Genomic DNA, 13,857 nt, shown 5'->3' with positions numbered 1-13,857 from the left:
CGTTAGCCCTCGACCTTAGGCTGTTCAGCAGGAGCCGCGGACACCGCCGGGCTACGCTGCGTCTGTTCCAAAACTTCGAGCAAGATTTCCTGCGTCTTGACGGCATTTTCCATAAGCACTTCGCTTGCGCGCTCGTGGAATGCTTCGAGAGACTGGTTGAGGTGTTCCACGAAGCTTTCTTCCTCTTCGCGTTCCGCGGTATCACCCGAAAGCTTTTCGAGAATCGTTTCGAGACCGGCTCGCAACATTTCGAGGTTCGCGCTGAGTTCGGACTGGTTCACGCGCATCAGTTCTGCAGTTTCCACGATGTTTCCACCGAGCGCATCCGTCGCTTCCTTTTCCTTGACCACGCGGTTGTCGATGCTTTCGGTGAGAGCCTTCTGGGCTTCAAGCAACACGGCAGAAGTTTCGGAAAGCTTCTGGAAGGCGCCGAGGATATCGGAAGAAAGTGTCGAGAGCTTTTCGGCAACGGACTGAGAAAGTTCTGCAGAACCCGCCTGAGCCTTTTCAGCCACCTGCAGGGCAACATTCTTGAGCGTTTCGAGACCTTCCTTCTGGCTATCCACATTGGCAGAAGTTTCGGCAGCAAGACGTTCCATAAAGGAATTCCACTGTTCATTCGACTGCTTGACCTGTTCCGAAACAGCAGAAGCGATATCCTTCGTAGAACCTTCCATCGCCTGGGCCGTCGCTGCAGCAACACCGTCAAGGCCAGCCTTCACATCGGACGCCACCTTCGCAAGAGCAGATTCGACACTACCAGCAACATCTTCAAGCGATTTCTCGATTCCAGAAGAAATTCCTTCGAGGCCGCCGTTCAGTGTCGAGGAAATTCCATTAAGTTTTTCGTCAAGCTTTGCAGGAATCGATTCCACGGAAGCAGAAAGCGTCTTGATATTCTGTTCCATCGGAGTAAACGCACCCGAAAGAGAACCGCTCACAGAGGCGCCCAGGTTTTCAACGGACTTGTTCATGCCCGCAACAGCGGAAGCCAGGGAGTCGTTCAGCTTGGCCGTCGTCGCGGCAAGTTCCTCGCCCACCATTGCGACAACGCCCGAAAGGCCTTCCTTTACAGAAGATGCCACCGTAGACAGATTTTTCTCGACAGAATCAAAGAGACGTTCCAGTTCATCCTTCGCACGAGCTTCTTCACTTTCTTCGGCCTCGCTATTCCCCTGCAAATCAAGAGTGTAAGCATCGAGTTTCGCCACAAAAGCTTCGCGCGAGGCAATCATCATGTTGCGGCTAGCATTCAGAATCAGGGCGGCAAACAAGCCGCAAAGGCTCGTACCAAAAATTCCCTTCATGTTCTGGAACAAGAGCTGAATCGTATCGAGAGTTCCCTGCGTCGTAGAGTTGTCAATAGCCCCACCCGCTGTCGCCACGGAATACATCAAACCGAAGAAAGTACCCATAAGGCCAAGCAGAATCACGGAGCCACCGGCGCTACGCGGAACAGAGATTCCAACACTGTTCGAAAGAACTTCGTAGGCCATCGAAGAATCGAGGCGAATTTTCTTGGCAAGCAGGCTCTGCGCAAGGGCGACTCGCTTGGCGACAACACCGTCTCCCGAAACATAACCGCCACGGTTCTTGCAGGTTTCAAGGATTTCGTTTTCGGCAACGACCTGCTTGACCGTCTTGAGGGCCACCAGCTGTTCACCGATGAACACGGCAAAGATGGCCACCATGATAATCCAGCCGAAAAGCGGTGCTCCAAAATACAGAGCTGCAACCAACAAGGCGAGGATTCCCACCACCGTAAGAGCCAAAATAACGTGAAATGCATTTTTCATATTACACCTGCATTTAGGACTTTGAAAGTCCCGCTGTTTCAAATAAATTCAACTGACCGCGCGAGAATCCACGCAGGAACAAGGCCCACTTGCTCTGGTACCACTCAATAATCTGAATGGTGAGTCCACGGGCATAATCACAAAAGTCATCGGTAAAGGCGAGGAATCCATTTTCGTAAGCGTAATGCGGATTCCAGAAACGCCCTACATTTCTTGCGCAGGAAACTGCCGAGCTATAGTAATGGGCAGGGCCCTTCGTATTGAAGGCCGCAGCAAAGCGCTTTTTCGCAAGGCTATTCAACGAGCTGCGAAGCGACACCACCATGGCGTTTTCCTTGTCACGGAGCGATGCTTCCAAACTGGGGAGCAGTTTGGAAACCGCATCCACGGCACTTTCGGAATGCCAATACTTGCAGAGCTTTTCCTGGAGCTGCATCACACGGCCGTGCATGCGGACGAACAAGGGTTCGGCATCGCTCACCAGCAGGTGAATCGTCGCCGAATAGAACGCGTTGATGTCCTGCTTATTATTCTTGACCGTCAACGCCCAGCCCTTTTCCTCGTCATGATGCAGAAAATCGCCACCTTCTAAGAGAAGGCGCATCACCTCGTCCGTCGAAAAGCGCTGCATCCACTTGGTGCGGAATTCGTCGTAGAGTTTATTCGCATCGGCAATAATCTGCGGAAAGCTTGAATCCGAAAGTTTCCAGGCGGTTTCGCTAAACGAAATCAATTCTGTCGTTCCCACGTTTACCGCAGGGTCGTTCAACATTGCATCCAAGTGTTCATGCAGAACAATCGACCAGGTCACCATCATCGACTGAGAAAGAGTCGCCATCATCGTCGAGCGGTTCGGACGCACCGAAAGACGGACGCTGTTGCCCGTCATCTTGCGAATGGACCTGCGAAAAGACTCTTGCACAAAAACCCCTTAGAAAGCCGTTTCGATACGGTGCCAAATATTGCGGTTTACGCGCTTTCCCTTTGCGGCGAGTTCTTCGGATTCGTTCCTGACATCCGCTTCAAGGTTGTTCTTGATCAAGCTTCTGTCGCCTTCGAACTTTCCACCCGGTTCAAGATAGAGTCCGTAAACATTGTTCGAAATTTTCGTATCCGCCGAAACAACCTGCCCTGCACGAATGGAAAGAGCAAAACGGTTGCGCACGAATTCGCACCGGGCCAAATAAACTTCAGGAGCTTCGTCTATCCAAAGGCCGTAGTAGTTGTTCACGAGTTTCACGTTTTCAAGGATGCCCTTGGAACGGAACACCGTATTACGGAAAGCATTCTCGATAACGAGATTCTTTATTTCAAACGGACGGTTCGCCGAAACAAAATGGAGGCCATTCCAGCTCTTGGTCGAATCGGCACTACGGAAAACGATCGGAGCCGAATCGGAGCCAATGATTTTGACCGCACCACGGAACATCAGTTTCGCATACTCGCCCATCAAAACCGTAACGCCCGGTTCAATTTCCAAAGTATCGTTCGCCGAAAAAACAGCACCCTGTTCCAACAGGTAAGGGCTATCCGCCAGCACCAGTTTCACCTTGCCGTTTTCGATTTGCGGAAAAGGCATTTCCCCTGCAATAGCCCAGGCACAAGCACAGGCAACCAACACCCCCACCACTTTTTTAATCTTCAAAATCAAATTTCACTCCTCAACTTGATCTTCTGGATGACGTGCATATCCGGAATGACACTATTCGCAACAATATCGTTCACACTCAGGTCTCCGGTCAATTCCATCTTGACGTTGGAGATAATGCCGTGAGTCATATCGAAAAGAATCGTTCCCGTTCCCACAATAAAGCCCTTGCTTTCCATACGGAGATCAGAGGTCGTATCGGCAATTTCTTTATACTTGAGGTTCATGCCGATCTTTGCCATCTGGATTCCGTCATGCACATACTGGTCTTCGAGAGTGAATGACTTGTAGACGACCGTCTTTCCGGATGCCCCCGGAATTTCAACAGGACGTTCCCAAGTTTCACCCAGTCGAACCGCCTTGCCCGGCAGAAGCGGCTGAACCTTAAGGAATATGCGGATCAGGTCAAGTGCTTCGGTTCCAAGCATCACAGAATCCTGAATAAACGGATCGCGGATTGCACCATCCGTCCCCATCTTAAACTGGAAATGTTCCGTAGCCATGTAACGTTCCATGCTGCGGAATTCCTCGACAGAACGTTTGTCGGACTTGTAGTCGACAGAATCGATTTTCAACTGGAATTTCGCCGAACCGTCATCGTATGCAGTCAAGAGCGAATTCGTGGCACGTACATTTAGGTGCGTATTCATCGATTCAGGCGTTCCAGTAATGGAATCGTGCGTCGGAAGAACCGCATTCAAGGACGCTTCAAGATAATAGGTTTGAGGCTGAACGTTCTGGGTATTGAAAGCAAGAACGAATTCATTCCCGTCACAGGCACAAAGAGCAAATAGAGCTGCGGAGCTCAATAAAGATTTAAAGAAATTCATGATTTTAATATAGTAAGTTACTAGTTACTAGTTACTAGCTACTAGTTTTTTTAGTTGATTTTTCTAGTAACTTAGAACTCGGAACTATTAACTGTGCCGACGGCACTCCCCTTATTGCCGCTGTCGCCTTTTTGCAGGCGCATTTTCTGAAAAAAAGCCTTCAGAATTCCAAGGCATTCATCAGCAAGGAGCCCGCCCACCACTTCGACTTCGCGCTTGAGCGCATTGTTCGTAATCACGTCGATGGTCGTACCGCAGCCGCCAAAGCGTGTATCCGGGGAACCGTAGACCACACGAGACACGCGGCTGTTGAGAATGGCCCCTGCACACATCGGACAGGGTTCGAGAGTTACATACAAAGTACAGCCTTCTAGACGCCAGTTATCGAGGGTGCTCGCCGCCGTACCAATCGACAAGATTTCGGCATGAGCCGTCGCATCCTTGAGCATTTCGATCTGATTATGACCTTTACCGATAACAACGCCATCTTTTACGATAACGCAGCCGATAGGGATTTCCCCCTCGTCAAAGGCTTTTTCGGCCTCGCGGAGCGCCATGCGCATGTAGCGTTCGTCATCAGGATTAGACGAGAGACGAGAGACGAGAGACGAGAGATTTTCACCATTAGTATTGTTATTCATGCTAAAACCTACTTATTTCCACCATCGTCATTTTGTTAAAATAATCCCCTTTTTTCTCTCGTCTGTAGGCCCGTAGGGCCGTTCTCTCGTCTATTTCTAACTTCCTAGCGTCTACTACAGGCCTCTCCCATAGGCGCAGTAGGAATCTTCTTGCATGTAGTCGCCGTCGTGGTAGTAAGCGGCACGGGCACGACAACCGCCGCAGCGGTCGTTAAACTTGCACTTGCCGCAGGCACCGGCGTAGGCCTTGGTGCGGAGTTTCTTGAACACTTCGGCATTCGCCCAAATTTCGTCGAACGGAGTGTCGTGAACATCGCCCGCCTCTTCCATCATGTAGGCGCAGGGGCGCACCTTACCGATGGGGCTTACGATGCAGTAGCTGAGGCCGGCGAGGCATCCGCGACTGTAACGAGTCTTGATATCGAGCTGGTCGGCGATGCGCAGGAACTGCGGAGCGCAGGTGGGCTTCACGGGTATGCCGAGCGTGCGGCTCTTTTCCATAATCTTGCGGAGGAGTCCTTCGTATTCGGCAACACGAAGCGCATGACCTTCGATTTCCTTGCCGCGACCCACCGGAATCAGGAAGAATATCTGGTGATTCACCGCACCGATTTCCTTGACCCAGTCCATAATGTCAAAAATTTCGTTCTGGTTCCAGTCCATAATCGTCGTGTGGATCTGGAACGGGAGACCTGCCGCCTTGCAGTTCTCGATGCCCATCATCGTGAGTTCAAAGGCATTCGGGAGACCGCGGAAATCATTGTGGCGGTCATGGTCGATACTGTCGATGCTGATGCCCATGGCCATTGCACCGGCCTTCTTGAGTTCAAAAGCCAAATCGTGCGTAATGAGCGTACCGTTGGTGCCAAATACCGGGCGAAGCCCCTTGCTCGAAGCATGGGCCACAAGGTCTACAATGTCGGGGCGCGTCATCGGCTCGCCACCGCTGAAAATCATGATCTTGAACCCCGCCTTCGCGATTTCGTCAATCAGCTTCATGGCCTCTGACGTAGTGAGTTCGGCAGCCTTGTTTTCGCCCGCGTCCTGGTAGCAGTGCTTGCAGGTCAGGTTACACTTGTTGGTGGTCATCCAAGATACAATCATTCAAAACCTCGTTTAGAGAGCCACGTCACCTTCGGTTTTTCGCAATGACGTAGCCCAAAGATAGAAATCTAGCGGAGTTAGCCCCCAAAAAGAGATCCTAAATCGCCCTTTTCTTCTAAAAAAAGGGTATATTATCCTTATGAACCTAAAAACACTCCTCATTCTAGCCATTCTCGGTGTCGCCGCCTATTACGCCTTTTACGTAAAAGGCCTGAACCCCTTCGCCACAAAGATTGACGGGAACATCACGCTTTACAGCCTCGATGGCAAGACAACCACCCTCAACGATCTCGCCGGGAAAAACGGTACCTTTATTTTCTACATGACCACCTGGTGTTCCGTCTGCGTTGAAGAACTCAAGCAAGCCAAAACGCTATCCGAATTTTTTCGAAAGAAGGACATCAATGTCGTCCTATGCATCGGTGGTGGCGACAGAGACGAGATTCACAATTGGAAATACAAGCGAGACGTTCCCTGGGACTGGAAAACCGTCTATTGGCAAGAGGAACTACGAACCCAATTTAAAATCAAGAAGAACGCCGTTCCGCATTTGACCGTTAGGGATAAGAAAGGTGTTTTGGTGTTCAGTAACGCAGGCGGATTCTACTCCGACCAATTAGCGGATATCGCCCTCAAAATGCTCGACAACGGAAAGTAACTCGAATTATCTCTTTAAACAAAAAACCGCCTCGGGGTGGAGACGGCTTTTAGTGGATGATGCAGGGGTCGAACCTGCGACCCGCTGATTAAGAGTCAGCTGCTCTACCAACTGAGCTAATCATCCATTGTCGCTTGGACGCGCACAATTATAGAATTATCTGCAACTGTTGTCAAGGGATTTTAATAAAAAATTTGAGATTTTTTTAAAGTCCCTTAAACACCTTGCGGGCAGCTTCGATTGTACGGTCAATGTCGCTTTCCGTGTGGGCGGCGCTCACGAAAATTGCCTCAAACTGACTCGGCGCGAGGTAGATACCTTCGTCGAGCATTCCGAGAAAATAACGGCGGAACAGTTCCAAGTCCGACTTTTGCACGTCGGCAAAACATTCCACGGGTCCTTCGGTAAAGAAGATGCAGCCCATAGACCCCACCTGATTTGCCGCAAGCGGAATCCCCGCGGACTTCGCCGCATCCTGGAGGCCAGCAATCAAGCGTTTCGTCATGGCTTCAGCATGCACGTACAGTTCCGGGTGCGTCGAAAGTTCGCGCATCGTGGCAAACCCCGCCGCCATCGCAACGGGATTGCCCGAAAGCGTCCCCGCCTGATAGATTCCTCCGAGAGGCGCAATCTGCTGCATCACATCAAGGCGACCACCGTATGCTCCCACAGGCATACCCCCGCCGATAATCTTTCCGAAGGTCGTCAGGTCAGGCTTGATGCCGTACAAGCTCTGTGCGCAGTGAATGTCTACGCGGAAACCGGTCATGACTTCGTCTACAATCAAGAGTGCGCCATGCTTTTTGGTTTCTTCGGAGAGCGCCTGCAAGAATTCCGGCTTCGCCGGCACCACGCCCATATTGCCCGCCACAGGCTCCACAATAACGCCAGCGATTTCATCACCGATCTTATCAAACAATTCCCGTACGCCCGTCACATCGTTATACTGCAGCGTAAGCGTGTACTTGGCGAGGTCGGCCGGAACCCCCTTGCTGCTCGGCTTACCCGTCGTAAGCATGCCCGAACCCGCCTTGATGAGCAGGCTGTCGCTATGGCCGTGGTAGCAACCTTCAAACTTCACAATTTTGTCTCGGCCGGTAAAGCCGCGGGCCGCACGGATAGCGCTCATCGTCGCCTCGGTGCCGCTGTTCACCATGCGAATCATCTCGACACTCGGAACAAGGCTCATAACAAGCTTCGCAAGTTCCGATTCCAAGCCGCACGGAGCGCCAAAGCTGAGCCCGTTCTGCGCCGTCTCGGAGACTGCCTTGATTACAGAATCATGCGCGTGGCCCAAAAGCATCGGGCCCCAGCTGCCCACGTAATCAATGTAATCGTTACCGTCGACATCGTAAATGTGGCTACCCTTCGCACGCGCTATAAACGGAGGCGTCGCCCCCACATTACCGTACGCACGCACCGGGCTGTTCACGCCACCCGGCATTAAGGTTTTAGCCTCAACAAACATTCTTTCACTTACAAGATGTTTCATTTTTCTTACTCCGGTTGGTGAGCCTGTCGAACCACGCTAATCGAGTGTTGCATATCGACCCAAATGTTCATTTCGGCAAGCTCAATGAACTTCATTTTGCCGCAGAGCTTGCATAGGAATTAATTGCTTTTACATAAAAATAGAAAATCCAGCCCGAAAGCTGGATTTTCTAAAAATCAATTCGCTAGAAACGATTACTTGACTTCGGCAGCTTCCCATGCCTTGCAGGATTCTTCAGCAGAAGCCTTCAGGGTTTCAATGGTCTGATCACCCTTCGGAACAGTAATCGGTTCAGTGCCTTCCGGAGCCGGATCATAGGTGGTAACAACATTGTCACCATCAATCTTCCAAATCGTCTTGGAGGTGTAGCCAAGAGCGCTAGTAGTCATGGTCACAGAAGTATCGTCGCTGGTAACAGAGCAGCCGTCAGCAGCAGCGCCAGAAGAAGAGTCATCACCGCAAGCAGTGAGGATAGCAGCAGCGCCAAGAGCGGCGAGAAGCATAAGCTTTTTCATTTTTTATTCTCCATAAATTGGTTAGTGTCTCTTAAGACACACCGAAATATAATTCTTTTTTTTTCAAAAAGCACAAAAAATTCAATTTATTGCAACAAATTCACGAAAATTTATTTTTACAATAAATTCTTTTCCAAGGCTTCCTTTGCATGATACGTTATAATGATATCGGCCCCGGCACGCTTCATGGCAAGCAAATTTTCGCGAATTATCGCATTTTCGTCAATCCAACCCATTTTAGCGGCAGCCTTCACCATCGAATACTCGCCACTTACATTATACACGGCCACGGGAACATTGCTCATTTCCGCCGCTCCACGCAGCACATCCAAGAACGCAAGTCCAGGCTTCACCATCACGATATCGGCACCTTCTTCCAAATCAAGTTCGACCTCATGCAAAGCTTCGCGACCGTTGCGGACATCCATCTGGTAGCTTTTGCGGTTTCCAAAATGAGGCGCCGAATCAGCCGCATCGCGGAACGGGCCGTAATAGGCGCTTGCAAATTTTGCACTGTACGCCATGATAGGTACATTCGTATAACCGTTTTCATCCAACTTTGCGCGAATGGCAGACACACGTCCATCCATCATATCGGAAGGAGCCACCATATCGGCACCGGCTTCCGCATGGGACAGAGCGGTCTTTGCCAACAGTTCCAGCGTCGGGTCGTTATCCACATCACCGTCTTCCTTGACAATGCCGCAATGACCGTGGCTCATGTACTCGCAAAGGCATACGTCGGTAATCACATAGAGATCCGGATACTTCGCCTTGATAGAACGCACCGCGCGCTGCACAATTCCGTCGTCATCGTAAGCAGAAGACGCAATTTCGTCTTTGTAGCTCGGGATGCCGAAAAGCAGAATCGACTTGAGTCCAAGAGCGACACAACCTTCGAGTTCTTTCAGAATTTCATCGATGCTAAAGCGGAATTGATTCGGCATCGAAGGAATTTCTTCTTTGACATTCTCCCCTTCTACCACGAACATCGGGTAAACGAGGGCATTAGGATTCACGGCTGTTTCAGCCACCATGTTACGGATGGTTTCATTCTTGCGTAAACGACGAGGACGGATAATCATAGTAGGAAGTGATTAGGGTTAGATTTTTTTCACAATATAACAAAAAAGGACTCTGCCGGGTCCCCTTTCACTTACAAATCACCTTGGTAGCTAGGTGGCACGATAAAGAACGCCTCGCTATATTGTACCGACACGTCCATACCATTATTTTTTGAAACAATGACGTAAGCACGGCCCACCTTCAAATTATCAATTTTTTCGGTCATCGTTGCCGTCATGGTATTTCCAACCACCTTGGCATTTGTAATTTCCCAGTCATTATTATTCCATAGCTCCGGAAGATGGTCCTTTTCCGAATCAAGCGCATGCACCGGATACTGCCCTATCGCAAGGGTCGGGTAATCCGAATCTTCGGTATAGAATTCACCTTCGCTCAAGGTCACCTTGACCTTAAAAGTCGCCAAATACTGACGGTCATTGACCTTATTCTTTTCCCAGGTGGGTTCCGAGATTTCAAATGTAGCGATGGACGAAACCTCCTCCTTTGAACGCTTTATAATCGATTTGGCCCATTTCAGCTGCTCCGCTGTACCATCAGGATTATCGATGACCACCTTGTCGTCTTCCTCAGTGACAACATCCGCCTCGGGCACATCCGTTTTGGCCAAGGTAAAAGTCAACGAAACACCTTCGTATAGGGTAATTGTGAACTTGCCTTTTTTCACTTCAATCGGCATGTCCCATTCCTGCGCATGAATATTCACTGTAGCGTTCGCAAAGTCCTTGACATTACCGTCCCAAGTTCCTTCGCCAGCAATCGAATTTTTGTATGTAGAGACATTATTCTTTGTTATGATTTCTTGATCGGCAGCAAGCAAAGTTCCATCTTCAAAAAGATAAACCGCTTCGACAAATGACATCGTTTGGCCCTTTTCTTCCGTAGTGACCATATCCGAAGCATACCAGGCCACTACCTTGTCCGCATCGTAACCCTCCGGGAAAAACGCGGAAACCGAAGTGGGATTATCCGCTTCACTCGAGCTACTCTTTTTAGTCGAGGCACTACTCTTATCGGAGCTGTCACTGCTGTCCGTGCTACTACTTTCGATTTGAGAATCATCACCATCTGTCGTTTCTGGCGAGGAGCTCGAAGAACTATCGCCACAACCAATCAACATTCCCATAGCCAGGGCAAAACCGAAAACGAATGATTTCTGCATAGGATGCTCCTTTGTTACGTTATTCTTTCGAAATCTATACTTTTCAAAAGAAAAAAACACACGAGCCGATATTCCAATTTGGAATACGTGACTTTTATCACAAACCGTAACAGGAAATTGCGTTATTTATTGAAATTTCTTTCGATTTCTTCAAGCCCTTCGGCCCATTCGCTCTGGATTTTCTGTTTCAGTTTTTTGGCAAGCGAAGGGGCACGTCCCTGGGTAGAAACCGTCACGGCGATGTTTTCACCAAAGTCCATGCGGGCGGGCACAATAAAGTCGCCGTCTAGGTAGTCACAGGCATTGTTCACCAGAATGCGGCGGGCGCGGGCATCGTTAGATACTTGCGCATTGACGGCAGGCTGGTCGGTGCAGATGAACACCATAAAAATTCCACGAAGGTCAAGCGGTTCGTAGGGGCGATTTATTAAGACGAGAGACGAGAGATTAGAGACGAGAGAAAAATCTGGATCAAATTGCGGAGCAACTACGGTGATGCGGGCTCCCGTGGGCAAAAGCGTTTTCACCTTGCGAAGCGCTATGCGACCACCACCCACAACAAGAACATTCTTGCCTTCAAGATTCAATTCGATGGAAAAGAGGTTCGGTTTAGACGAGAGACGAGAGGCGAGAGACGAGAGATTATTTTGACAAGACTTATTTTCTTTCGTCTTTCGTCTGTAGCCCGCTTCAGCGGGCGTTCTCTCGTCTATCTGCGCGGCGCGTACCCCGGCAACCACCATGTCGGCAAATTCTTTCCAGTCGCCAAGACAGGGCAACAGAGTGATCGGAATTTGCGGGAATTCCGCCTGTAAATGCGCCACCACCTTGGGAACATCATTCTTTGTATGCTGCCCATTCAATAGCAGATACGGCAGAAGCGTTACCGATTCCACATCTTCGCGCAAAAGCGTACGCAAGTCGTTTTCTAAATCCAGAAGACTCGTACTCGCCACACGCGTTCCCGGCAAATCGTGATGCAATTTGTCTAGAATTTCTTCGAAGCCCTTATAGGCTCCCGGCAAAATGCAATGATGCGCAATAATCAAAATGGCTTTCATAGGAGTAGAAGTTAGAAATAGGAAGTAGACGGTAGAAAGTAGACAGTGGTTGGTGATTAGACACTCGATGGCAGCAGTGTCATCCTGGAGCGCAGCGACGGGATCCAGCACTGGATTTTCCCCGTCTGGAGACCATGCGCACTAAGGTTACAAGTAACCAAGTGCTGTCCGGCCTCCCTTCGGTCGAGAATGACAGAGTCGAAGGATCTCTAGTTGAAGGGTTTAAGGTTCCTTTGTATAATATTCTACAATTTTTTTCACGAGAGAATCCATCGTGGTTTCATCCGATGTCACCGTTTCAAATCCATATTTTTTCGCAGAAGCTTCCGTCATACGGCCTATGCAGAAAGAGGTTTCAGGTTTCAGGTTACAGGCTCCAGAAACGCTCCCGACACCAGTCTCCTGAGACCTGACCGCCTGTACGAAATTTTCCACAGCGCTGGTGCTAGCAAATACGACGGCGTCAGCAGAAGCGACCGATTCGCGTTTCCATTCGGGGAGTTCTGTAACAGGAAGCGTTTCATAAACAATCCAGCGAGTCGCCTTCGGCAAAATTTTAAGCAAAGTATCGTCTGCGAGATTGCCTTGCAACAACAAAATGCGGGATTCATCTAAACTCGTGGACGCAGTTCCCTTCGGCAAGCTCAGGGAACTTGTTAAGTCGCTCTCGTCTAAAATGCAGCGAAGAAGTTTTCCCAATCCTTCGCCGGTGTGGTCTTCGGGGACGTAATCGCAACGAATGCCATATTCGAGCAGCTTCTTTTCGGTAATACGCCCAACACTTGCAATCTTCTTTCCTGCAAGCACTCGCACATCGTAACCTGCGGCGAACAATTGCTTAAAGAAACTTTCCACGCCGTTCGTACTCGTGAAAGCGAGGATGTCAAAATTCGCAAGGGACTCAAAGGAGATTCCCGCCTTCGCGGGGATGACATACGGACAATCGAGCGTATGAGTTTCGATCATCGGAGTTTCGATGACTTCGGCACCCAAGGCACCAAGGCGCGCCGAAATTCCGCTCGCCTGCTTTGCGGCACGAGTCACCACCAGTCGCTTTCCCGACAAGGGCAAATTCTTTTTCCAGGCAAGCGTCTTGCCGAGTTCAACCACGCCACCCATAATCGTAATGGCAGGAGCCGTCACGTTTTCACGGGCAATGGTCTCCCCCGCCGTTTCTAGCGTCGCCATCACCGTCCGCTGGTACGGGGTAGTCCCCTTTTCGATAAAGGCAAGCGGCGTTTTCGGATCTTTTCCGCACTCTATAAGGCGCTTGGCGATAAAGTCCATGTTCGCGATACCCATCAAAAAGATGAGCGTCCCTTGGCACTTTGCAAGATTTTCGAAGTCAAGGGAGATTTCCGCATTATCTTTTTCATGTCCGGTGATGATGTGGAAACTCGTGGCAATTCCACGATGGCTTACGGGGATTCCTGCGTATGCGGGCACCGAAATCGCAGAGGTAATACCAGGAACCACTTCAAATTCCACTCCAGCTGAAACGAGTTCCAAGGCCTCTTCGCCGCCGCGACCAAAAACAAACGGGTCGCCACCCTTAAGGCGCGCCACAATTCCCGACGGATTTTCAATAGCAAACTGAACCAAGAGCTTATTGATTTCGGACTGTTTTACCTTGTGGTGCGTCGGCATCTTGCCCACATCGACCATTTTCGCACGGGGATTACACATTCCAAGAATTGCAGGCGAAACAAGGCGGTCGTAGACCACCACTGCGGCACATTCCAGAATTTCCTTGCCGCGAAGTGTCAAGAGCCCCGGGTCTCCGGGACCCGCACCTATTAAATAAACCTTTCCAGACATCGCCTCAAAAATAGAAAGAATGAGTTTTCCAGTCAAAAAAGCCCCCCAT

Annotated in this window: 13 protein-coding genes and 1 tRNA gene; 1 reads left to right on the top strand and 13 read right to left on the bottom strand. The window is 50.0% G+C overall.

The window, feature by feature from the left end:
• Positions 1–2: 2 nt before the first annotated feature.
• From Q0W37_RS11760 to nirJ2, 6 genes are all read right to left on the bottom strand, one after another.
• Positions 3–1,796 carry a fimbrial protein gene (locus Q0W37_RS11760; protein ID WP_297701755.1) on the bottom strand — a complete coding sequence of 598 codons (1,794 nt, stop codon included), beginning with the start codon at positions 1,794–1,796 and terminating at the stop codon, positions 3–5.
• Between the two features lie 13 nt (positions 1,797–1,809).
• Positions 1,810–2,718 (bottom strand): hypothetical protein, encoded by a 909-nt coding sequence (locus tag Q0W37_RS11755; protein ID WP_297701754.1) that lies wholly within the window; start codon positions 2,716–2,718, stop codon positions 1,810–1,812.
• 9 nt (positions 2,719–2,727) lie between these two features.
• Positions 2,728–3,447, bottom strand: a complete 720-nt coding sequence (locus Q0W37_RS11750) for a hypothetical protein (protein ID WP_297701753.1) — start codon at positions 3,445–3,447, stop codon at positions 2,728–2,730.
• Entirely contained in the window at positions 3,444–4,274 is an 831-nt protein-coding gene (locus tag Q0W37_RS11745) for a hypothetical protein (protein WP_297701752.1), read from the bottom strand. Before Q0W37_RS11745 ends, Q0W37_RS11750 begins: the two co-directional genes overlap by 4 nt.
• Before the next feature lie 71 nt (positions 4,275–4,345).
• On the bottom strand, positions 4,346–4,915 hold the full coding sequence (gene tadA, locus Q0W37_RS11740; RefSeq protein ID WP_297701751.1) for a tRNA adenosine(34) deaminase TadA: 570 nt from the start codon (positions 4,913–4,915) through the stop codon (positions 4,346–4,348).
• 114 nt (positions 4,916–5,029) lie between these two features.
• The gene (gene nirJ2 / locus Q0W37_RS11735) at positions 5,030–6,019 is read right to left on the bottom strand and encodes a putative heme d1 biosynthesis radical SAM protein NirJ2 (protein WP_297701750.1); all 990 of its coding nucleotides are present in this window, start codon (positions 6,017–6,019) and stop codon (positions 5,030–5,032) included.
• 139 nt (positions 6,020–6,158) lie between these two features.
• Between nirJ2 and Q0W37_RS11730 the strand changes: the two genes are divergently transcribed.
• Positions 6,159–6,677: a redoxin family protein gene (locus Q0W37_RS11730; protein WP_297701749.1), complete on the top strand. Its 519-nt coding sequence runs from the start codon at positions 6,159–6,161 to the stop codon at positions 6,675–6,677.
• A 53-nt stretch (positions 6,678–6,730) separates the two neighbouring features.
• Here Q0W37_RS11730 and Q0W37_RS11725 read toward each other — a convergent pair.
• The 7 genes from Q0W37_RS11725 to cobA form a co-directional block, all read right to left on the bottom strand.
• Positions 6,731–6,803 (bottom strand) — tRNA-Lys (locus tag Q0W37_RS11725).
• Between the two features lie 79 nt (positions 6,804–6,882).
• Positions 6,883–8,169 (bottom strand): glutamate-1-semialdehyde 2,1-aminomutase, encoded by a 1,287-nt coding sequence (hemL, locus tag Q0W37_RS11720; protein WP_297701748.1) that lies wholly within the window; start codon positions 8,167–8,169, stop codon positions 6,883–6,885.
• A gap of 194 nt (positions 8,170–8,363) precedes the next feature.
• Entirely contained in the window at positions 8,364–8,684 is a 321-nt protein-coding gene (locus Q0W37_RS11715) for a hypothetical protein (RefSeq protein WP_297701747.1), read from the bottom strand.
• 116 nt (positions 8,685–8,800) lie between these two features.
• Entirely contained in the window at positions 8,801–9,769 is a 969-nt protein-coding gene (gene hemB, locus Q0W37_RS11710; RefSeq protein WP_297701746.1) for a porphobilinogen synthase, read from the bottom strand.
• Positions 9,770–9,840: 71 nt separating this feature from the next.
• Entirely contained in the window at positions 9,841–10,929 is a 1,089-nt protein-coding gene (locus Q0W37_RS11705) for a hypothetical protein (protein WP_297701745.1), read from the bottom strand.
• 122 nt (positions 10,930–11,051) lie between these two features.
• The gene (locus tag Q0W37_RS11700; RefSeq protein ID WP_297701744.1) at positions 11,052–11,990 is read right to left on the bottom strand and encodes an NAD(P)-dependent oxidoreductase; all 939 of its coding nucleotides are present in this window, start codon (positions 11,988–11,990) and stop codon (positions 11,052–11,054) included.
• Positions 11,991–12,212: 222 nt separating this feature from the next.
• Positions 12,213–13,844 (bottom strand): uroporphyrinogen-III C-methyltransferase, encoded by a 1,632-nt coding sequence (cobA, locus tag Q0W37_RS11695; protein WP_297701743.1) that lies wholly within the window; start codon positions 13,842–13,844, stop codon positions 12,213–12,215.
• Positions 13,845–13,857: the final 13 nt, after the last annotated feature.

The organism is uncultured Fibrobacter sp., from assembly GCF_947166265.1.
Classification (GTDB): Bacteria; Fibrobacterota; Fibrobacteria; order Fibrobacterales; family Fibrobacteraceae; genus Fibrobacter.
The sequence above is the reverse complement of the archived record's forward strand: the minus strand, read 5'-3'. Positions and strand labels throughout refer to the sequence as shown.